The sequence below is a fragment of the Phycisphaerales bacterium genome (assembly GCA_016699835.1).
Lineage (GTDB): Bacteria > Planctomycetota > Phycisphaerae > Phycisphaerales > UBA1924.
In genome coordinates, this window is record CP064987.1 from 687,672 (window position 1) to 706,707 (window position 19,036).

The 19,036-nt window shown below is 65.2% G+C and carries 18 protein-coding genes; 13 read left to right on the forward strand and 5 right to left on the reverse strand.

Translation table 11 applies throughout. The features are described 5' to 3' along the window. The first annotated feature begins 6 nt into the window (after positions 1-6). The gene (locus tag IPK69_02905; GenBank protein ID QQS09587.1) at positions 7-360 is read left to right on the forward strand and encodes a carboxymuconolactone decarboxylase family protein; all 354 of its coding nucleotides are present in this window, start codon (positions 7-9) and stop codon (positions 358-360) included. 9 nt (positions 361-369) lie between these two features. Here the strand turns inward: IPK69_02905 and IPK69_02910 are convergent, their stop codons facing one another. Both IPK69_02910 and IPK69_02915 read right to left on the reverse strand, forming a co-directional pair. Then, positions 370-3,510, reverse strand: a complete 3,141-nt coding sequence (locus IPK69_02910) for an efflux RND transporter permease subunit (GenBank protein ID QQS09588.1) — start codon at positions 3,508-3,510, stop codon at positions 370-372. Positions 3,511-3,573: 63 nt separating this feature from the next. Beyond that, on the reverse strand, positions 3,574-4,968 hold the full coding sequence (locus tag IPK69_02915; protein ID QQS09589.1) for an efflux RND transporter periplasmic adaptor subunit: 1,395 nt from the start codon (positions 4,966-4,968) through the stop codon (positions 3,574-3,576). A 102-nt stretch (positions 4,969-5,070) separates the two neighbouring features. Between IPK69_02915 and IPK69_02920 the strand changes: the two genes are divergently transcribed. The 6 genes from IPK69_02920 (at position 5,071) to IPK69_02945 (ending at position 11,420) form a co-directional block, all read left to right on the forward strand. Next, the gene (locus IPK69_02920; protein QQS09590.1) at positions 5,071-5,544 is read left to right on the forward strand and encodes a MarR family transcriptional regulator; all 474 of its coding nucleotides are present in this window, start codon (positions 5,071-5,073) and stop codon (positions 5,542-5,544) included. Between the two features lie 48 nt (positions 5,545-5,592). Beyond that, a complete protein-coding gene (locus tag IPK69_02925) occupies positions 5,593-5,760 on the forward strand; it encodes a PLDc N-terminal domain-containing protein (protein QQS09591.1) in 168 nt (55 codons plus the stop codon). Positions 5,761-5,841: 81 nt separating this feature from the next. Continuing rightward, positions 5,842-6,993, forward strand: coding sequence for a DNA topoisomerase IV subunit A (locus tag IPK69_02930; protein ID QQS09592.1), 1,152 nt, complete (start codon positions 5,842-5,844; stop codon positions 6,991-6,993). A gap of 100 nt (positions 6,994-7,093) precedes the next feature. Beyond that, on the forward strand, positions 7,094-8,293 hold the full coding sequence (locus tag IPK69_02935; protein ID QQS09593.1) for a DUF58 domain-containing protein: 1,200 nt from the start codon (positions 7,094-7,096) through the stop codon (positions 8,291-8,293). Further along, positions 8,293-10,461, forward strand: a complete 2,169-nt coding sequence (locus IPK69_02940) for a DUF3488 domain-containing protein (protein QQS09594.1) — start codon at positions 8,293-8,295, stop codon at positions 10,459-10,461. Before IPK69_02935 ends, IPK69_02940 begins: the two co-directional genes overlap by 1 nt. A 116-nt stretch (positions 10,462-10,577) precedes the next feature. Continuing rightward, positions 10,578-11,420, forward strand: coding sequence for a flagellar brake domain-containing protein (locus IPK69_02945; GenBank protein ID QQS09595.1), 843 nt, complete (start codon positions 10,578-10,580; stop codon positions 11,418-11,420). Between the two features lie 9 nt (positions 11,421-11,429). Here the strand turns inward: IPK69_02945 and IPK69_02950 are convergent, their stop codons facing one another. Continuing rightward, on the reverse strand, positions 11,430-12,221 hold the full coding sequence (locus tag IPK69_02950; protein ID QQS09596.1) for a hypothetical protein: 792 nt from the start codon (positions 12,219-12,221) through the stop codon (positions 11,430-11,432). 483 nt (positions 12,222-12,704) lie between these two features. On the opposite strand from IPK69_02950, the gene rny reads away from it, so the two are divergent. Beyond that, positions 12,705-14,288, forward strand: a complete 1,584-nt coding sequence (gene rny, locus IPK69_02955) for a ribonuclease Y (protein ID QQS09597.1) — start codon at positions 12,705-12,707, stop codon at positions 14,286-14,288. 117 nt (positions 14,289-14,405) lie between these two features. Here rny and IPK69_02960 read toward each other — a convergent pair whose 3' ends face one another. Both IPK69_02960 and IPK69_02965 read right to left on the reverse strand, forming a co-directional pair. Continuing rightward, complete coding sequence (locus IPK69_02960; GenBank protein ID QQS09598.1) at positions 14,406-14,936, reverse strand: DinB family protein; 531 nt, start codon at positions 14,934-14,936, stop codon at positions 14,406-14,408. 39 nt (positions 14,937-14,975) lie between these two features. Further along, positions 14,976-15,197, reverse strand: a complete 222-nt coding sequence (locus IPK69_02965) for a MoaD/ThiS family protein (protein QQS09599.1) — start codon at positions 15,195-15,197, stop codon at positions 14,976-14,978. A gap of 90 nt (positions 15,198-15,287) precedes the next feature. Here IPK69_02965 and IPK69_02970 point away from each other — a divergent pair, with 90 nt between their 5' ends. From IPK69_02970 to IPK69_02990, 5 genes are all read left to right on the forward strand, one after another. Next, entirely contained in the window at positions 15,288-15,674 is a 387-nt protein-coding gene (locus IPK69_02970; GenBank protein QQS09600.1) for an NADH-quinone oxidoreductase subunit A, read from the forward strand. Positions 15,675-15,919: 245 nt separating this feature from the next. Further along, positions 15,920-16,357 (forward strand): DUF2752 domain-containing protein, encoded by a 438-nt coding sequence (locus tag IPK69_02975; GenBank protein ID QQS09601.1) that lies wholly within the window; start codon positions 15,920-15,922, stop codon positions 16,355-16,357. A gap of 80 nt (positions 16,358-16,437) precedes the next feature. After that, the gene (locus IPK69_02980) at positions 16,438-17,142 is read left to right on the forward strand and encodes a hypothetical protein (GenBank protein QQS09602.1); all 705 of its coding nucleotides are present in this window, start codon (positions 16,438-16,440) and stop codon (positions 17,140-17,142) included. 51 nt (positions 17,143-17,193) lie between these two features. Then, positions 17,194-17,874 carry a hypothetical protein gene (locus tag IPK69_02985; protein ID QQS09603.1) on the forward strand — a complete coding sequence of 227 codons (681 nt, stop codon included), beginning with the start codon at positions 17,194-17,196 and terminating at the stop codon, positions 17,872-17,874. Positions 17,875-17,880: 6 nt separating this feature from the next. Then, a complete protein-coding gene (locus IPK69_02990; GenBank protein ID QQS09604.1) occupies positions 17,881-19,035 on the forward strand; it encodes a hypothetical protein in 1,155 nt (384 codons plus the stop codon). The last annotated feature ends 1 nt before the right edge of the window (position 19,036 follow it).

Sequence of the window (19,036 nt, forward strand, 5' to 3'; positions counted from 1 at the left end):
GACGCCATGATCCCCGACCCCGCCCACTTCTACGAGAACTGGCCCAAGGCCAACGGAGCGTTGAAGACCCGCGCCCCGGACATCAGTAAATCGTTCGCGCCGCTCTTCATAGGGCTCATGAAGGAGGGGACGCTCAGCGTGAAGCACAAGGAACTGATCGCCGTGGCCATCGGAGTCGCCGTCCGCTGCGAGCCGTGCATCTATCTGCACGTCGAGAAGTCGCTGCACGCGGGGGCATCCCCCGAGGAAATCATGGAAGCCGTCGGCGTCGCCGTGATGATGGGCGGCGGCCCGGCCTCGGTCTATGCCCCCGTGGCCTCGGCGGCGCTTGACTATCTCCAGTCGAAGTCGAGCACCTGATCGCAGACCTCAGACGGTGACGGCACGCGCTCCGCTCGCCACACCATTCGATGGCGCCTCGGGATGCGCATTGGCTGACTCAAACGTATTCGCCGCGTGCTTGTGCGAGCCCGCAAGAATTGTGTAGATGCAGGGCACGACAAAGAGCGTGAAGAGCGTCGAGATCGTCATGCCCGTCACGAGCACCGTGCCGATGCTGTTCCTCGCCTCGGCGCCCGCGCCCGAGACGATCACCAGCGGGAAGTGCCCGAAGACCGTCGCCGCCGAGGTCATCAGGATCGGGCGGAGTCGCGTCGCGGCTGCCTGCTTGACGGCGGCGTACTTGTCGAGACCCATCGATTGCAGGTGATTCGCGAACTCGACGATGAGGATGCCGTTCTTCGCGACCAGCCCCACGAGCGTGATCAGCCCGACCTGCGAATAGATGTTGATTGTGGTGAGGCCCATGTAGGTGAAGATGAGCGCCCCCGTGATCGCGAGCGGCACCGAGCCGAGAAGCACGATCAACGGATCGCGGAAACTCCCGAACTGGGCCGCGAGAACAAGGTAGATAAGGGCGAGCGCCAGCCCCAGCGTCCCAACGAGCGAGGACGATTCCTTGCGGATCTGCCGGCTCTCACCGGCGTAGTCGATCGAGTAACCTGCCGGAAGAATGCCCCTCGCGGCGTTCTCGAGCGCGGTGAGTGCTTCGGCTTTGGTGACGCCCGGGGCGGCTCCGCCGAAGACCTTGAAACTGTTTCGCTGCTGGAACCGAGTGAGCGCTCGAGGCGCGGCCACCGTCTCCAGCGTGACGAACGACGACGCGCGGACCAAGCCGCCGTCGGGCGTGCGAATCTTGAGGTCGAGAATCTGATCAGGTGTCGCGCGGGCGGCATCCTCAACCTGCGGAATCACCTTGTAACTGCGCCCCTGGTAGTTGAACCGATTCGTGTATCCACCGGAGAGCAGGACCGCGAGATCACGCCCCACACTCGCGAGGTCAAGCCCCGCGTCGGCGACCTTCTCGCGATCGATGATGATGCGTGTCTGCGGCAGATCAATCTTCAGATCGCTGTCCGCGTACTGGAACTTCCCCGAGCCGAACGCCGCCCCGACCAGTTGCCCCGCGTACGCCGCCATCTCTTCGGCCGAACTCGTGCTCGTCACGACCAACTCGACGTCGAACTGGCCCGCCCCCGGGAGCGGCGGCGGGCGTTGAGGGAACGCCTGAATCCCCGCAACACTGAAGACTTTCGCGAAAAGACCGTCGCCGCCATGCATAGCCGGGTCGCCGTTGATGATCTCCTCGGTCGTGCGATCGCGATTCTCCCAGTCCTGCACCTGGATACCGGCGAAGCCCATCGAGGGATTCATGAGCACCTGGAACGAGAACTTCTTCTCGGGAACGGTGTCGAATGCGTCGGCGACCTGCTTGATCCCCTTCAACGAGTACTTCAGCGAGGCATCAGGAGCCGACTGGATGAAACAGAAGATCACTCCCTCGTCCTCGGTCGGCGCGAGTTCGGTCTTGGAGCCCGCGTACAGCACCGGGGCCGCAGCCGTCACAAGCACGGCACTCGCGACCACGAACCAGCGGAACGTCATCACGAACTCGAGCACGTGCCCATAGAATCGCCGGATTCCGTCGAACTGCCCGTTGATGAACCGTTGGAAGCGACTCTGCCGACCTTCCGCCGGGACCATCCAAGCGCTCATCACCGGCGAGAGCGTGACCGCGACGATCCCCGAGATGATCACGGCGGCCGCGAGCGTGAACGCGAACTCGCGAAAGAGCATCCCGGTGAGCCCGCCCTGGAACCCGATCGGGGCGTACACCGTCGCGAGCGTGATCGTCATGGAGACAATCGGCGCGAAGAGTTCCCGCGCCCCGATGAGCGCCGACTCCATCGCCGACTTGCCCTCGTGCATGTGACGCTCGACGTTCTCCACGACGACGATCGCGTCGTCCACCACCAGCCCCACGGCCAGCACGATCGCGAGGATCGTCAGGAGGTTTAGCGAGAACCCCATGAGCATCATCGCGAGGCACGCGCCGATGAGCGAAACGGGCATCGCGACCATCGGCACGAGCACCGTCCGTACCGAGCCCATGAACAGGAAGACCACCAGCCCCACGATCGCCACCGTCTCGATCAGCGTCTGGATGATCCCATCGATCGCGTGGTCCATGTAGTACGTGCCGTCGAACGCGAGCGTCATGTTCACGCCCTTGGCGAGCGTGGGCTTGATCTGCGCGATCTTCTCCTTGAGCGCTGCTGCGACGTCGAGTTCGTTCGCGCTGGGGAGCGGCCACACACTGAACCAGATCGCGGGCGAGCCATTGAACCCGGCTTGTCCTGTAGCCTCTTCGCTCCCCAGTTCCACGCGTGCCACGTCACCCAGACGGACGAACGTGCCCTCTCGCTCGCGAACGATCAGATCGCGGAAGGCCTGCTCGCCGCGAAGATCGGTATCGGTCATCAGGTCGATCTGCGTCTCGGGGCCCTTGCTTCGCCCGACCGTGGCGACAAAGTTGTTCCGCTGCAGGGCGAGCGCGACCTCCGACGGCGTCACGTCGAAGGCGTCGAGTTTGTTCGAGTCCAGCCAGATGCGCATCGCGAGCGTGCGCGGGCCCTCGATCCCCACGCGCTGCACGCCGGGAATCGACTGCAACTCGGGCTGCAACTCGCGCACCATGTAGTCGTTCATCTGCGACAGCGTCAGCGTGTCGGTCGTCATGCTGATGTAGAACGTCGCGTAGGGCTTGTCCGTCCTCTGGATCTGGATCGCGGGCGACTCGGACTCCGCGGGGAGTTCGCTCCGCACCTGATTGAGCCGGGCCGAGATCTCCGCGAGCGCGTCGGTGCTCGAGTGGTTGAGGCGAAGGTGCACCGTGATCATGCTGATCCCCGCGGTGCTGCTCGACTCGATGTAGTCGATCCCGTCGATCGCCGAGACGGCATTCTCGATTGGGGTCGTGAGGAATCCGCGGACCGTCTCGGCGCTCGCGCCGATGTACGCCGTCGTGATGATGATGGCGCTGGATTCGAGGCGTGGATACTGACGGACCGGAAGGCTCGAGATCGCTCGCCACCCCATCCCCAGGATGATCAGGTTCACGACGATCGCGAGCACCGGCTTCTTGATGAAAATGTCGGTGAATGACTTCATGGTGTGCTGCGTGGCCTGGCCACTCAAGATTGCGGGTGTTCGTACGATCGACGCGTGTCTGGATTAGCCCGCGTTTGCGTCGGACTCATCCTTCTTTGGTGCGGGAGTCTCGACCGGTCCATCGGATGTTCCTGGTGCGCCATGGTCTGGTGCCTCGCCGGATGTGCCGCCATCTGGTCCGCCACTAGGACCTCCACCGGGTGCTGGTGGCATGGCGGACATGTCCAAGGCTGTGGCCCCGTCGTACAACTTGAACGACCCCTCCGCCGCGATCCTTTCCCCGGCCTTCAATCCCGATTCGATAATGTAACGATCGCCGAGATTCGTCCCCACCTTCACCATCCGCATGGTCGCCTTCATGCTTATGGGCATGCCCGGCGGCGCGTCCCCACCAGGACCGCCCACAGGCGGCGGCGACTCGAGCACGAACACATGATCGCCGAACGCCCCATGTCGCAACGCCGTCGCGGGGATCGTCACGCTAGGCTGCGCCGGCCCAATGGGCACCTCGACATCAACCGCCATGCCCGGCTTGAGCACAAAGCCCGGGTTGGGCACACTCGTGCGCACTCGCACGTTCCGCGTCGTCGGGTTCACGGTCGCGTTCATCGCGAGGACCTCGATCTGGGCCGTGTTCCTGTCGCCGGCACCGATGATGTTCGATCGAGCCGTCACCGTCGTCCCCGGCTTCACCAGCCCGACATACTCCTGGGGCACGGCGAAATCGATATAGATCGTGTCCGACAGTTCCGTGAGGTCCACGATCTGCGTCCCCTCGGCGAGATACTGCCCCTCGTCCATCGAGCGCATGCCCACGCGAGCCTTGAACGGCGCCCGGATCGTCTTCTTCGCAATGATCGTCTCAATCTGGTGCACTCGGGCCTGCGCCTGATCGCTCTCGGCACGCGCCTGCTCCACCACCGAGCGCTGCCTCGCCAGCGTGGCGAGAGCACGCTCCAGATCCGTTCGGGCACGATCGACATCCGTCTGCGGCACCGAATCCGCCTTCGCGTCCCGATACCGGTCATAGTTGGACTGCGCGAACTCCACGTCGGCCTGGGCAACGACGACGTTCGCCTGAGCGACCTCGATCGCCGCGTCAGAGAGCCGCTTCGCCGCCACCGCTGCCGCCAGGTCTGCTCGCTCGGTCGTGTCGTCGAGCGTCAGCAGCACCTGCCCGGCGTCAACACTCTCCCCCGACTCATATCCAACGTGGGTGATCACGCCGACGACCTCGTTGGCGAGCATGACCGTCCGCTTGCCGACGACCGTGCCCACCAGGCGTCCCTGGGGCTGGTACATCTCTTCCCTGGATTCCTCCACCCCCACCGCGACCGGTGGCGGGCCCGAGGCCTCGGCCTTCGGCGTCCGCGCCTGCTTCACCAGGTACAACACGCCGCCGACCAGGAGGACGGCGCAGACCAACGCGACGCCCGCAATGACGGATTTCGCTTTCATGGACACTCCTTCGAACCTTCGCCGCAGGCCGCACTCGCCGCCGGGCGCGGCAAGCGTACACCGAATAGTTGATGCAATCAAGTATCTCGCCTACGCTCGCCCGTGCGTGTTTCAAACACACCATCCCGCCGCACCAACACACGCCCCGCGCCACAACGCGAACGTGTCGTCACGCTCCTCTTTGAGTATCTGGAACGACTAAGGATTCACTTTTTCACGGCCGCCGAACGCCACGAACTCACCGCCGTGCAGGCCAAGGCGATCATGTCCCTCGAGGTCCCGACACCGATGCGAGGCATGGCCCAGTGCCTCTCCTGCGATCCGTCCAACATCACGGGCGTCGTCAATCGACTCGAAGAGCGGGGCCTCGTCGCCCGCGTCGAGGGGACCACCGATCGTAGGGTAAAGCATCTCACGCTCACCCACGAGGGCGCCCGAATCCGTCGGTCGCTCCTCAAATCCTTGCGTGTGCATGTCCCAGGCATCAATGAGTTGAACGCCGAGGAACTCTCGTGCCTGGAGCGAGCCTTGGCGGCGCTCTGCAAGGCCCAAGAGTCGAGGTCAGGCCACGAGTAACGGCCGTCTCAATATGTCGAGGATGCCTCCACCGGCAAGGAAACCGCCATGCTGAAAGAAATCCTGCTCGCTGCACATCTCGTCCTCTTCGTTATCGCGGCCTTCGAAATCCTGACTTCATCAAAGCCCCTCGGCTCGAAGTTCCTTTGGCTTCTCCTCATCCTCCTCTTGCCCGTGGCTGGACTTGTCATCTACTTCTTTCTTGGCCGAAAGTGAGTCTCGTTCGAACTACGATCGAGTCTCGGTCATTCGGTCTAACCTTCTCCAGCCACGACCCACCCCCGGAGAGCCAACGGAATGGCCCGCAAACCTGCAAAAACTCCAACAACAAAGAACACCCGTTCAGGACAGATCAAGGACCGGGACGCCAAGACCCTCTCGAAGATCGTCTCTTTCGCTGACGACGTCGCCGGCCGCACGTTCAAGGGCAAAGACCCTACGCTCGAGATCCCCCTGCGAACTCGCTCGAACACCAACTGGAACCGGAAGAAGCGAATCCTGGAGATGGGCGACGCCACCGCCCAGCGTGAACTCTTCAACCTCAACCAGGCCAAGCAGTTCATGCAGACCCTGCTCCACGCGAGCAATATCAAGGACCTCATCGAGACCGACAAGACCTCCAGCCTTCGATCGCTCTTCTATGCCGCCAAGCACACCGTGGCCGGCACCAGAGAGAACACCTTCGACACCCAGGAGGAGAGCGACCCGATCCTCGAAGATCTCGAGGTCTCACTCGGCGCCTTGCGCGAAGAACTCCACATCTTCGCCGAGAATCGCGGCGTCATGGCGGGAAACATCACCATCATCGACGGCGGCGATCGCATCGACTGCCGCGCTTCCGGCCGAGGCGGCCACGGCATCCCCAGCATCGTCGAGCCAGACGTCTTCGAGTTCCAAAAGTGCGAAGCCAAGTTCGTCCTCCACGTCGAGAAGGGCACAGTCTGGAATCGTTTCAACGAAGATCGCTTCTGGGAGAAGAACAACTGCATCCTGACCCATGGCGGCGGGCAACCACCTCGAGGCGTCCGTCGGCTCCTCCAGAGGTTCAATCAGGAACTCAAACTTCCCATCATCTGCGTCCTCGATTGCGACCCCTGGGGGCACTACATCTACTCGGTTATCAAGCAAGGCTCCATCTCCCTCGCCTTCGAGTCCACGCGCCTCGCCATCCCCGACGCCAAGTTCCTGGGCATCCGCGCCAAGGACTACAAAGAGTGCAACCTCCCCGACGCCGTCAAGATCGACCTCTCCGACAACGACATCAAGAGGGCGAAAGAAATCGCCGCCTATCCCTGGTTCCAGGAGCACAAGGGATGGCAGAAAGAAATCGACCTCATGCTCCGAAACGGGTTCAAGATGGAAGTCGAATCCCTCGTGCAGCGGGGCATCTCCTTCGTCACTGAGGAATATGTCCCCCAGCGCCTCAAGGCCAAGGACTGGCTCGAATAGGCGTCGCGCGAGGACTCCCTGAACCCGGCACGCCCTTCTACGCGAACAATGTCCGCGGCACGCCCGCCTATCGAGTGCGAGGCGTCGACCGGAGTGCCCCGTGCGAACCACACACCGCCCAGGTCTTGCGATCCCCGTCGCCCGGCGGTATCTCCCCAGACCCGCCGGCGTCCTCTACGTCGGCATCACGTTCCTCCTCCTCCTCGGCGCCATTAACTCTCAGAATAACCTCCTCTTCTGGGCATTCGGCATCGCCGTCGCCGGCATCCTTGTTTCAGGGATCGTGAGCGGCGGCGGGCTCATGGGCCTCGAACTCTCCGTTGAGCCGATCGATCCCGTCCACGCCGGCCAGCCGCTCCACGTTCGCGCCTCGCTCACCAATCGGAGCCGACTCTTCCCTTGTTTCGCCCTCGTTGTCGAGGCCGAAGGCTCAACGCCGACGAACCTGATCGCCCCAAAGCCCACGCTCGTCGAACACCTCGGCCCGAGACGATCGGCTCGCGTCACCGTCCTCGCCGACACGTGGATCGCCGGCTCCTCCACGCTCCATCGCGTTCGAGTCGCCTCCACCTTCCCCTTCGGCCTGATGCGCAAGAGCATCGTCTTCGAGCAGCACGTCGGCATCGTCATCCGCCCCTGGATCGCGCCCGTCCGTGCCGACATTCTCGACGATGCAGGCGCCCCAAGGCCCATCGGCCAACAACCCATGCGACGCCGAGGACAGGGCGACGAGTTCTTCTCCCTCCGAGACCTCCGCCCCGGCGAGGGCACACGCCGCATCGCCTGGCGCGCCACCGCACGACTCGATCGCCCCGTCGTCCGCGAGACTCTCGCCGACCGCACGCCGATCCTCTGGATAGGTCTTGACCCCACCGGCGAATCGCCCGACACACAACGCTCGCTCAGCCTCGCCGCAGGCGTCATCGATCGCGCCTCGAAACAAGGCTACCGCGTGGGACTGACCGTCCCCGTTGGCCCACACGGCGCGATCGTTCCGCCCAACACCGGTGTGCCCCACGCCGAACGCCTCTACGACGTCCTCGCCCGATACGAGTCACTCAAAGACAATCAAACCGTAACCCGAATCCACCCCGCGCCAACCGATCACGTCCTCTGGATCTCACCAACGCGCCACACGAGATTCCCGACCATCGACCCCACCTCGAACGACGCCCTCGAGGTGCCTGGTTGGGCCAACGCCCCATCGCCTCCACCCACGCATCCCGTGCGATCAATGCGTTCATTCCCCGCGTGGCTCCGAGGCATCACGCGCCGATTCCGATTCGGGAGGTCCGCGTGATGGCAACCGCCGCGCACTCCATGACCGCCCGATTCAAGTTCGCCGTGCTCGCGGTGGTAATCCTCAGCCTCCTCACCTACGCCGCCGCCGAGGCCTCGATGGTCCGCGGGTTTCTCGCCGTGACCCTCGCCGTTGCCGGATGGTTCTTCACCGAATCCCGTCCAGGTCGCGGCCTCCCACGATGGGCCGTCGGCGTCATCCTCTCGCTCATCGTCCTCTGGGCCGCCTTCAGCATGTGGCAGTTGCAGGCGATCCGAGTCTCTCCCTTCTCCGGCTTCCTCGCCGCCATCATCGTCCTCAAGTGCTGGGACCGACGCCAGCCCGTGGACTTCGCCCAGATCCTCAGCATCTCCCTCTTCCTCGACATCGGCTCGATGGTCAACAGCGTCGCGTTCGCCGTCTGGGGCCTCATGGTCCTCTCCGTCCCCGCATTCGTGTACTCCGTCATCCTGCTCCAGGTCTACACCGCGACCGTGCAGTGCCGCCTCACCGAGACACACCCAACGGCACACACCACAACCGGCACGCCCCGTCGAGACCTCCACGCCATCGCCTGGACCATCATCCTCGCCAGCCTTCTCATCAGTCTCGCGGTCTTTGTCACGCTCCCTCGAGGACTGGGCATGAGCGGCCTCGGCGCCCTCTCACGCGGACGAGTCTCACGATTCACCGACACCGTGAAACTCGGCCAGGCGGGGCTCATCTCCCAGAGCCAGAGCATCGTCATGGAGGCCAACGTCCGCGCCGACGGCATCATCGAGGACCTCAGCGGCGCACTGGGAGAGATCTACCTCCGCGGGGCCGTCCTCGACACGTACTCCTGCGGAGCCTGGCGCGCCTCCAACCAGCCCTCACTCCCCGTCCCGCTCATTCCCAACGTCGTCTCGCGACTCCGCGATGCGTCATTTCTCGGCGAGCACGAGCCGCCACCCTTCGCTCGACACGCGACCGTCGAGATCCTCGCGCGCGCCTCCACCCAGGAGTCCCGCGCGGCCTTCTCTCTCTGGCGTCCCCTGAGCCTCAGCACGCCTCAGCCCGGCCTCAATGCCCACCTCGACGCACGCACCGGCGCCCTCACCATCGCCGGCGACGCCGGGAGCATCCGCTACAGCGTCGAGTGCGAGATCGCCCAGCCATTCTCGTCAGGCGATTGGAGCCGCCGCGTCCTTCCCGACCAGTTCGCTCGTCTTTATGACACGGCAAGTAGCATGCTCGCTCGCGCCGCCCTCGACCCGAACCCGCTCACCCGCCACGTCGATCAGGATCTGGCAGCCGCCCGCGCCATCGAATCCGAACTCAAGGCCTCTGGCTCATACACCCTCAACATTCTCGCCCCGCCCTCGGGCGTTGACCCGATCGAGTGGTTCGTGCTCGGCGATCGCACAGGCCATTGCGAGTACTTCGCCTCCGCCCTCGCGGCACTCTGCCGGAGCGCCGGGATCGAATCACGCGTCATCGCGGGCTATCTCGTCTCCGAGCGCAACCCCGCGAACAACGCCTTCGTCGTCCGCGAGTCCAACGCCCACGCCTGGGTCGAGGTCCGCATTGGTCAGGACACCTGGGCCACCCTCGACGCCACGCCCACAACCACCCTCGCCGACATCCTCCAACCCAAGGGACGCGTCCTCGCCGCCTTCGATCGCTGGCTCGACGGGCTCAACACCTGGTGGGCCACAGGATTCGTCGGCTTCGACCAGACCACACGCCAGCGCCTCCTCACCCGCGGCGGCTTCCTCGGCCGATGGCTCACGTCGATCTCCGATTATCTCTCCAGCCTGGGCTCATGGGGCCTCGGCATCGTTCTTGGTGTTGCCACGCTCCTCGCCGGCGTGATCGCATGGTGGCTCTGGCGCACAATGGTCCGGCGGCTCCAAGGCCGGCGCCGCCGCCTCGCCCCTGCTGGCCATGGTCCCGAAGCACGCCTCTACACCCGCCTCCTGCGACTGCTCGAACGCCGAGGATTCATGAAGGAATCCTGGGACTCCGCCTGGAGTCTCACACGACGACTCGGGACCACCGACCAGACACTCGCCCTCGAGGCCGGGCGAGTCCTCGACGTCTGTGCCAAAGCCTGGTTCGGCCATGGCGCCACGCGCGACGACCACGCGCTCGCCGAGCAAGCCCTTATCCGCATCGACGCCATGACCTCGTCGCCTCGCGGCTCGTGACGCCGGTTATCGGCCACAGAACCTCGATTTCCAACCATGCCCCCTGAAGGGGACTTCACGATCCGTCGATACCTCCCCTCGGCTCACGCACACTTTCTAGAGCCGGAGGAGGCTCCATGCCCGCGAATCGATCGCGCACCGAACGTTGGCGCGACTGTCTCGACCAGATCAAGGAACGAGGCGGTGGCATCGAGATCTCCGTCGACCGCACCGCCGAGTCCTCGCGCAAAGGCTCAGACCTCGTCCTGCGCGTCCGCATCTTCGACGTCACCACCAACAGCATCATCGTCGAGCGCCCCACCGCCGCCGGCCAGCCACTCTCCTTCGCCGCGGGCACGCCGCTCATCGGCGTCATGTCCATCGGGCAGAACCGCTGGATGTTCCGGACCAAGATCGTCAACGACAACCTCCGCCTCCCGCAGGCCGCGATGGCGCTCCAGATGCCCGAGACCGTCGAGCGATGCCGACGACGCGACTTCTACCGCGTCTCCACCGTCGAACTCAGCCTCCCCAAGGTCACCTGCTGGCCTCTGCTCGATCCCACAAGCATCGTCGCCGCCGAGGTCGCCAACAAGGCCATGATCCTCGACATGGAGTCGGGCCGAGTCTCCCCCGAGACCCAGCCGCGCGAACTCGTCCTCCCCGAGGTCGCCCCGCCCTATACCGCGCACCTCATCAACCTCGGTGGCGGCGGCGTCGGTCTCCTCGTCGACAAGTCCGAGACCTCCGCCGTCGACCGCAGCAAACTCATCTGGATGCGCGTCGATCTCACCCCGACGATCCCCGCGCCCCTGGGTATCACCGTTCGCATCGCCCACACCCACCTCGACAGCGAGCAGAACGTCTACATCGGCGGAGCCTTCGACTTCAGTTTCCACACCGCCCACCGCGACTTCGTCGTCAGCCAGATCATGCGATACGCCATGCTCATCCAGCACGGCGACTCGCTCGCGGCCTAAACAACTCCTTCATCGCAGCATCGGCTGTGGCATTCGAACCTCGCGCAGGAGCGAGACCCGCGCCTCGCCACGCGTCGTCCGGATCAGCGCGTTCGCCTCACCCAGATGCGTCACGCCGTGCCACGAGTTGCCCGTCGAGACCACGCGCGAAGGTTTTATCTCCGAGTTGACCTCGACCCGCCCCTCGAGCGTCTCGACATCAAACGCCAGCGAAGACGACGACGGAAGCGTCAGGCTCACGTCGCCCACGCCGTTCAAGATCGAGATGTCACCGACGACGCCGCGCGTGAGATACACCCGCACGTCGCCCCCGGTCCCACCCGATCCATCCGCCCGGATCGTGCCATAGACATCATTCGTCACGGCGATCGGTCCAGCCCCGCCATAGACATACACGCTCCCACCGGAGTTCACCACGCGGACGCCCTGGACCTTGGGAATCTCGACGAGAATCTGCGTCGGCGTGGGGTCAAGCGGCGAGCCCCGTGCCTCGATGTTCAGAGTGGGCCGCCCCTCGCGCAGTAGGATCACCGCCTCGCCAGGCCTGGACTCGCCCGTCCGACCATACCCTCGCACCCGCACCAGAGCCTCGACCGACCCAGGAACTTCAACCACCTGCACGATCCCGCGCAGGTTCCGGACTTCCACATCCAGCCCGATCCGAGCGTCGATCCCCTCGGTGAGTGGAACGATCCGTAGCAGCGTCGGATCCACTCGAGGTTGCGACTGGCACGCGCCCAGGGTGCTCGCCAAGACCACCATGGCGATCAACAGCAGCGTCCGAATGTTTGGTGTATGCAAGGTGAAGTCCTCGGGCTGCGGGGCACCAGCATCGGCGAACCCCGGCAATCTGGGGCGTGTACCATAGCCTGCGAATCGCGGTTCGCAAGCCGTGGATCTTCCTCGGCCTGCGAAACGCATTCGTCGCAAGGAAGGTCCCCGGCACGACTCGCACGCACGAGCAGGCCGGACAAGGACAGAACCGTTCGAACGTGACGCACGTCTCGGCAAGGCCATGAAAGGCCGACAGTCGAGGCATGAGCCACGAGTCTTCGTCTCAGGAGTTCCGCATGGCCCGCGAAACGGCGCCTCCGCCGCGCCACACGCTTGCCACAGCCGGTCCGGATCCGACGGACGTTCGCCTCACACGCGATCACGTCCGCCGTGGAGGCGTTGCGCGCACGGTCTAGTCCCCAGGTCCTCCCCTTGCGGCCGTTCCTTCCCGCTCGCGGCGGCTCATGCCACGCGTCGGGACATCACGCCGTTTGACCCCGGGAGCCTGGCATGCCCTACACCACCCTTGCCGTCGCCGACATCGTGATCGCCATTGTCGCGCTGGTCTGTCTCGTGATCGGCGTCCTCGCCGGCAGCGTCTTCGCCAAGAAGGCCGCCGCCGGGAAACTCGCCAAGGCCGAGCAGGACGCCAAGTCCATCGTCGAGAAGGCCGAGTCCGAGGCCAAGGTCCAGGCCGAACGCATCCGCGTCGACGCCGAGCGTGACGCCCTGGACCGCAAGGAAAAACTCGACGCCGAGGCCGAGACAAAGAGGGCCGAGATCCGCGAGAACGAGAAGCGTCTCGCCAAACGCGAGGACCTCCTCGACCGGCGCGACGACCAACTCGCCTCGCGCGAGCAGGCCAACACCAAGGCCGCCGACGCCCTCAAGGCCAGGGAAACACGCCTCGCCGAACGCGACGAGGAACTCGACGCCATCATCAAGCAGCAGACCCAGAAACTCCACGAGGTCAGCGGCCTCTCCCGCGACCAGGCCCGCGAGCAACTCATGGCCCGCGTCGAGGAAGAAAACCGCCACGAGGTCGCCAAGGTCGTCCGCAAGATCACCGAGGACGCCGAGCACGAGGCCAAGGACAAGGCCCGCGAGATCACCCTCATGGCGATCCAGCGCTTCGCCACCGAGCACACAAGCGAGAGCACCGTCCGCAGCGTCGCCATCCCCAGCGACGACATGAAGGGCCGAATCATCGGGCGCGAGGGCCGAAACATCCGCGCCATCGAGAAGGCCACAGGCGTCGACATCATCGTCGACGACACCCCCGGCGTCATCGTCGTCTCCTGCTTCGACAAGGTCCGCCAGGCCATCGCCGTCGAGTCCCTCGAGAAACTCATCGCCGACGGCCGCATGCACCCGGCCCGCATCGAGGAGGTCGTCGAGAAGACCAGGAGCGAGATCAACGACCGCATCCTGAAAGCCGGCAAGGACGCCGCCCTCGAGGTCAACCTCCGCGGCCTCCACCCCAAGGTCATCGAGGCCATGGGCAAACTCCACTTCCGCACCAGTTACGCCCAGAATGTCCTCCGCCACTCCATCGAGGTCGCCTTCCTCAGCCAGATCATCGCCGACCAACTCGGGCTCGACGGCACCATCGCCCGCCGCGCCGGATTCCTCCACGACATCGGCAAGGCCATGGACCACGAGATGGAGGGGGGCCACCCCAAGATCGGCATGGACTTCGCCCGCCAGTACGGCGAGAAGGAACCCATCCTCAACGTCATCGGCGGGCACCACGCCGACATCCCCTCCACCAGTTTCTACACCCCCATCATCATGGCCGCCGACGCCATCAGTTCCGCCCGCCCCGGAGCCCGCCGCGAGAGCATGGAGAAGTACGTCCAACGCCTCAACGAACTCCAGGACATCGCCCTCTCCCACAAGGGCGTCACCGAGGCCTATGCGATCCAGGCCGGCCGAGAAGTCCGCGTCATGGTCGACGCCGCGAAAGTCCCCGACGACGAGGCCTTCCTCATCGCCCACTCCATCGCCAAGCGCGTCAGCGAGGAACTCACCTTCCCCGGCGAGATCCGCGTCACCGTCCTCCGCGAGACAAGGGCCATCGAGTACGCCCGCTAAAGCGGGAAATGGCCAAATGGCCAAATGACCAAAGAGAACGAGGCCCCGGTTCCTCCGGAGCGCCATGCACTCAGTTCTCAACTTGGCCTTTTGGACATGTGTCCATCTGGCCATTGTTCACCCCGCGTGCTCCTCCTCGATCGTGTACATCATCGAGTTGAAGTCGAGGTCCTCGATCCGCACCCCCGGCACGTTGAGCAGTCGCACCATCGCCATCACCTGCGCCCGGTGATGGACCTCGTGTAGAACCAGTTGCGACGCGATGTCCCCCGCCGTGGCCGTGACACGCTTCCGCACGCCCTTCTCGTCGGGGACCGTGACATACGACACCACGCCCGTCCAGTCGCGCGGCGCGGCCAGCGCCGTCCTCGTCGTTTCCGCCCGCCGCCCCCACTCCGTCTCAATCACGTCCAATCCCGGCGGCGTCTCGTCCTGGATCGGCCACGCCGAGTACGGCGGCGTCTCCCGCCCCTCGAGCCGCTCGATGTAGTACCACTCCGAGTTCATCATGTGCGCCAGCGTCGTCCCAATCGTCCCCAGCCCGATCGGATGCACGCGTCCATACTGCTCGGGCGTGAGCCGATGCAGCATCTCAAACATGCGCCCTCGCGACTTCGTGAGATACTCATAGATCCGTGACGGTTTCATGCCGTGATGATACCAAGAGTTGCCGAAACTCCGTCGCGGTCACCCCCCGCTCACCAGCCCAATCAACGCCACCTCATCTCCTTCGTCAGGACGGGTCATCCCTTCGTCCACGATAAACGCATGATTCAAGGCGAATCGGCACGCAGCCAGCAACGACGCCAACTCGGGCCGGGCCTGGGTCAACCTCGCCCGCGCCTCGGCGAGCGAAGCCCCCTTCGCCACGTCAACCAGGATGCTCGATGCCCCCGCCGCTCTCGCCAAGGGTCCAAAGACCAGTATCCGCATCTCCCAAGGTATGGCCAAATCCTCGCGCCAACCACGAACCCGAACCCCGCCCGCCTACCCTCCTCCATGCCCCAGAACGCCGTCTCCTCCTACCTCCCGGTCATCATCATCGTCATGATGGCCGTCGGCTTCGCCGTCATGAATCTCGTCCTCACCAACGTCCTTGGCCCCAAGCGCCCCGGCGCCCTCAAGGGCCAGACCTACGAGAGCGGCATGAACCCCGTCGGCACCGCCCGCAAGCGCTTCAACGTCCGCTTCTACCTGATCGCCATGGTCTTCCTCGTCTTCGACGTCGAGATCATCTTCCTCTATCCCTGGGCCACCACCTTCCCCAACCTCGCCCCCCACACCACCGAGGGCCTCACCTGGCTCGTCCGCATCTTCTTCTTCCTCTTCACCACCGTCGTCGCCTACCTCTATGGCTATCGCAAGGGCGTCTTCAAGTTCGACTAGGGGCCGGGCGAACGCTAGATCAGAACACAGAGGACACGGAGGGATCACAGAGGCCCGAGTGTGGGCGTGTGTGGCCTGCACCTCGCGGACGGGTAAGACGGGCTCTTTGACACTGTTCTCAGTCCTCGTGCCCCGACCGCACGCCCAGATTTCCGCGTCATCCCACCGCCACCCACCAAAGCACCCTCTCCATCTCATCCTCCGTCTTCCTCTGTGATCCCTCCGTTTCCTCTGTGTTCGTTTCCATGACGGACCCCACCCACACCAAGCCCGACGCAAAGACGAGAGCGATCTGCGCCCTCGTCGCCCTCGCCTTCCTCGCCCCCCTCGTCGTCGCGGCCTTCCTCCCTCCTGACCCCGCCGGCCACGGCACCCACCGTGCCCTGGGCCTCTCCCAATGCTCGTGGGCCGCGGCCTTTGACGCGCCGTGCGCCACCTGCGGCATGACCACCGCCTTCAGCGAGGCTACCCACGGGCACCTCTGGCGGTCCTTCGTCGTCCAGCCATTTGGGGCCGTCCTCGCCATCCTCGCCTGCAGCGGTTTCTGGGTCTGCGCCTACTCGGCCGCCGCTGGGTCGCGCGTCTACCGCGTCGGGCGTACACTCGTCACGACCCGGGTGCTGACGCTCGGGCTGGTGATGCTGCTCGCCGCGTGGGGATACAAGTGGGCGACGTGGCCCTAGGGCGCGCAAGCGCCCATCACCCACACGCCCCCAATGCCAGACCGAGGCGAGCCCAAGCCGGGCCGCCCAACGAGGCCCAGATGAACCACACTCTCCGTGCCCAAGGCGTTCGCGTGCACCACGCTCGATGGACACGATCGCTCGCCCTTACCGCCCTCGTGACACTATGCCTCTCTCTTCCCGGGTGCGGCGCGGGGGCACTCTTTGGCGGGATGCTCAGCAACTGGGAACGCACCGGCTCGCACACCGTTGAGCCCAAGTACAGCGGACTCGAGGGCAAGTCCTTCGCCATCCTCGCCTCGGCCCCACGCATGGTCGAGGCCGAGTACCCCGACCTCGCCAACGAACTCCTCGGCCGAGTCGCCGAGCGACTCTATCACGACGCGGGCGCCTCGGGCTTCATCCCGCCGCCCCAGAGCCTCAAGTACATGTACGACAACCCCAACTGGATCGCCGCCGCCTATGGCCAGACCGCCCAGGACCTCGGCGGCGTCCAACGCCTCATCGTCATCGAGATCATCGACTACCGCCTCCGCGAGCCGGGGAACAACTACGAGTGGTCGGGCATGGCCTCGGCCAACGTCTCGGTCGTCGAGGCCGACTCTGTCGCCCCCGACGCCGTCGCCTGGCAGCAACTCGTCCAGATCCGCTTCCCCACCAAGCCCGGCTATGGCCCCGACCAGTTCGACGCCCGATTCGTCAGCAGCGCCCTCCTCGCCCGCCTCACCGATCGCTGCGCCTGGCTCTTCTACAAGCACAAGGAACCCAACGTGATCGACTACTAGCCCATGGCTCAAAGGAGTCGCCCGTAACGACGCCGCCGACGCGAAAACCCCATGATCCACCCCCCCGCAACATCCAAAGCACGCACGGCCCGAGCCCTCGCCGCCGCCCTCGCCGGCTCGGTGCTCGCCCTCTCGGGGTGCAACATCGTCGCGCCCATCGCGATGATCGTCTCGCCTCCACCAACCTATCCCGCCCAGCACACCCTCGACGCCAACCTCCCCACGCTCATCTTCGTCGATGATCGTTCCAGCCGCCTCCCGCGCGCCGCCCTGCGCCAGGCGATCGCCGAGGAGGCCCAGAACCTCCTCCTCAAGGAGGCCAATCTCAAGAATGTCATCGACTGCCGGGCGGCCTACGTCGTCACCTCGCGCGACCGCGTCGACGACGTCACACCGCTCGTCGATCTCGGCAAGGCCGTCCAGGCCCGCATCATCGTCTATGTCAGCATCGACCGGTTCACCCTCTCCGAGGACGGGCAACAACTCGCCCCCATCGTCGCCATGCGCGCCAAAGTGCTCGACGTCGAGAAGGAGTCCGACCCGCGCGTCTGGCCGCCCGACCAGAGGGGCGTGCCCGTGACCGCGACCATCAAGGTCTCCACGCGCGAGGTCCCCAAGGCCGGCGCCGACCTGTACGCCGCCCAGAACGCCGCCGCCAAGCAGGCCGGCAAGGCCATCGCCCAACTCTTCTTCACGCACCGCGTCGACCAGTCCGCCGCCGAGGGGCGATAATCCCCCGTGCGAGTCCTGCACGTCGTCCATCCCGAGCCGTCGCTCCCCGTCGATCGCGGCGTCCTCGCGCCACGAGCGCGCGACGACGACACCACCGCCGAGATCACCCTCACCCTCGTCGAGAACATCATCCGTACCGTCCCCGCCGATCACGAGTGCCTCGTCCTCGGCGGCAGCTCGAGTGTCGAGACCGCCCAACGCTGCGGCCTGAGCATCACGGCGTGCATTCCCACGCCCGCCGGATCCACGGCCATGGCGCGACGAGCCCTCGCCCGCTGGCTGCGAGCGCAGGATACATACGACATCATCCAGTTCTACGGGCGTTCCAGCGCGCGCGTCCTCACCGGCTGGTCGATCCCTCCGATCGATCTCCGAGGCGCGCTCGTCACGCTCTACGACGAGGAGAACGCCGAGATCCACGCGCTCGTCACGGGCCCCAGAACCCACAACACCGAGACGATCACCGCCGTCCTCGCCGATACGACCGCCCTCGACCTCACACGCCACCACGCGATCCGCCGTCCGCGCGATCACACACGTGCGAACCACGCCAACGACCCCATCCGGATCGGTATCCTCGCCGGGCGTCAGGACCGCCTCCATGGCGTGAGTTTCCTGTTTCTGGGCGCGGTTCTCTCCAGTTCGGGCGTTCGCGCGACGCTCGTCATGCCCAAGGCCGCCCCCGATCTCGACCGAGCGCTCTCCCTCCGCGAGAACAGCCCCGTGATCGAGAGTGGGCTGCACCTCACCGATGGTCTCGTCGAGACCATCGGTGAGAGCGACATCCTCGTCCACGCCCTGGGATCTCGATTCCGTGCCGGCACGATCGAAGACGACGCGATAGCCGGGCTGTGTGTCCGCGCCGCGCTCGCCTGCGGCAAACCCGTTCTCTCTGCCAACCCCGACGGCCTCCCCCAGCCGCTCCGCGAGTCGCTCCACATCACCAGCACGCACCCCTCGGCCTTCGCCCGCCGCATCGCCTCGCTGATTGCCGATCGTTCCGCGATTCAGACGCTCGCCGAGTCGTGCGCACAACACACACGACCAGACGCCGCGGGGCTTGATCGCGTCATCCGCCTCTTCTGGCACGCCGCCCGCGTCGCCACGCTCGAGCCAGGCCTCGCTGCCGGGGGTACTCACGCAGAAAGAACCACGCCATGAG

What these genes read in the sequence shown, in the direction of transcription:
- IPK69_02985 (QQS09603.1), top strand. Translation starts at nt 17,194, where the DNA reads ATGATCCACCCCCCCGCAACATCCAAAGCACGCACGGCCCGAGCCCTC.
- IPK69_02960 (QQS09598.1), bottom strand. Translation starts at nt 14,936, where the DNA reads ATGAAACCGTCACGGATCTATGAGTATCTCACGAAGTCGCGAGGGCGC.
- IPK69_02945 (QQS09595.1), top strand. Translation starts at nt 10,578, where the DNA reads ATGCCCGCGAATCGATCGCGCACCGAACGTTGGCGCGACTGTCTCGAC.
- IPK69_02925 (QQS09591.1), top strand. Translation starts at nt 5,593, where the DNA reads ATGCTGAAAGAAATCCTGCTCGCTGCACATCTCGTCCTCTTCGTTATC.
- rny (QQS09597.1), top strand. Translation starts at nt 12,705, where the DNA reads ATGCCCTACACCACCCTTGCCGTCGCCGACATCGTGATCGCCATTGTC.
- IPK69_02980 (QQS09602.1), top strand. Translation starts at nt 16,438, where the DNA reads ATGAACCACACTCTCCGTGCCCAAGGCGTTCGCGTGCACCACGCTCGA.
- IPK69_02905 (QQS09587.1), top strand. Translation starts at nt 7, where the DNA reads ATGATCCCCGACCCCGCCCACTTCTACGAGAACTGGCCCAAGGCCAAC.
- IPK69_02975 (QQS09601.1), top strand. Translation starts at nt 15,920, where the DNA reads ATGACGGACCCCACCCACACCAAGCCCGACGCAAAGACGAGAGCGATC.
- IPK69_02930 (QQS09592.1), top strand. Translation starts at nt 5,842, where the DNA reads ATGGCCCGCAAACCTGCAAAAACTCCAACAACAAAGAACACCCGTTCA.
- IPK69_02940 (QQS09594.1), top strand. Translation starts at nt 8,293, where the DNA reads ATGGCAACCGCCGCGCACTCCATGACCGCCCGATTCAAGTTCGCCGTG.
- IPK69_02915 (QQS09589.1), bottom strand. Translation starts at nt 4,968, where the DNA reads ATGAAAGCGAAATCCGTCATTGCGGGCGTCGCGTTGGTCTGCGCCGTC.
- IPK69_02910 (QQS09588.1), bottom strand. Translation starts at nt 3,510, where the DNA reads ATGAAGTCATTCACCGACATTTTCATCAAGAAGCCGGTGCTCGCGATC.
- IPK69_02970 (QQS09600.1), top strand. Translation starts at nt 15,288, where the DNA reads ATGCCCCAGAACGCCGTCTCCTCCTACCTCCCGGTCATCATCATCGTC.